Source organism: Nitrosospira sp. NpAV, assembly GCF_000832065.1.
Lineage (GTDB): Bacteria > Pseudomonadota > Gammaproteobacteria > Burkholderiales > Nitrosomonadaceae > Nitrosospira.
The window spans coordinates 1-1,264 of record NZ_JXQM01000059.1 but is presented as its reverse complement, the minus strand read 5'-3'; the positions used below and the strand labels follow the sequence as shown (position 1 = coordinate 1,264).

At 57.8% G+C, this 1,264-nt stretch carries 2 protein-coding genes; both read right to left on the bottom strand.

Going from position 1 to position 1,264, the window contains the following annotated elements; all coding sequences use genetic code 11:
* On the bottom strand, positions 1 to 727 hold a 727-nt coding region (locus SQ11_RS15285; protein WP_156972532.1), incomplete at its 3' end, for a DUF4157 domain-containing protein.
* A gap of 17 nt (positions 728 to 744) precedes the next feature.
* On the bottom strand, positions 745 to 1,264 hold a 520-nt coding region (locus tag SQ11_RS17655), incomplete at its 5' end, for a hypothetical protein (protein WP_041515062.1).

Here is a 1,264-nt window from a genome sequence, read left to right as displayed (position 1 = left end):
CGGTATGGGTGCGCACCTGGCTGAAATCCATGCCGAAGCGCGGCTCCATGAAGCTGCGCACGGCATCCGGCAAAGGACTGCCGCCGCCTTTGCTGCGGTTGAGACGGGATTCGACGTCCTCTCCCGCCTCGAAGCTGTCGGCCAGCGATCCGGCAGGGCTGGCCTGAATCGGTTCGGCTTCTTCCTCCTCCGGCAGGGTCTGCCGCTGTAGCGGCCTTTCGCCCGTTTGGGCGGGTTTCGCCTGCAGCGGCATTTCCTTGTCTTCCGCTTCCTCTTCTTCCATCTGCCGCTGGGCCAATGGCGTGATGGAGGCGGCGGTTGGCGCTGAGGTTTGCGGTATCTTGTCTTCGTCTTCCTCCGTTGTTTTTTCTCCGGGCACCCCTTGCGGCAAAGCGGCTCGCGCTATGGTTGCCTGCGTTGAATTTGCCGGGGCGGCATCCGGCATGCTCATCACCTGGTGGGCGACGCGATCGGCTTCCTGCTCGTATTGGTCATTCGCCGCGCCGACCGTCAGCTTGGGCTGCAGGCCGATAATCCCGCCTTGCGGCGTGAGGCGCCTGGCCCGGATCAATTGCGCGACACGTTGGTTGCCCAGTGTTCGTTGCAGTTGAAGTATGGGGGAGGAAGACCCATTCTGAGATGAGTGGAAGGAAGATGAGTGAGATCCCTGACGAGAGATTTGATGTTTTGTCTTCTCCGGTGGCTCGGTCATAAATTGTGTGGACATTATGTTATCTCCTGTCGCTACGACACTGGGTAGAGATGGAATTGTGCTTTGGGATCATTGGGCACGTCATCCTTCACTTCGTATGTTGCGCTGGTCGCGCAACCTCTGCCCCCCAAGTGCAGGCCGATATCTCCAGATGCGGTAGTACGATATCCCGCATCCGGATTGCCGTTCTCGAGTGCTTCAAGCATAAGTTTTCCATAGTCGTCATAGCCTTCTTTACCCAGCTGGCTGCCGTAGCTTCTGTCTTTGGCATTACAGGCCTGCACAAATCTTCCCAATTCACCTGCCAATTGTGCGGGATCGATTGTCGTGGCGTTCACCAGCTCGCTTACCGGGCATTCGGCGACTTTTGTATGTTTGCCCGTTCGATGGTGATAGGTGACTTTTTGATCTTTATATTTTCCTTTCTTCGGCTCTATTGTTCCCTTGGGTGTCGGCTTCGGGTTCTTACCGCACGTCGGGACGGGAGTGACTGCCGGCCCACCATGCAGGCCGGGCCATGCTCCTCCAGAAGCCGGTATAACCCGTTCTTCC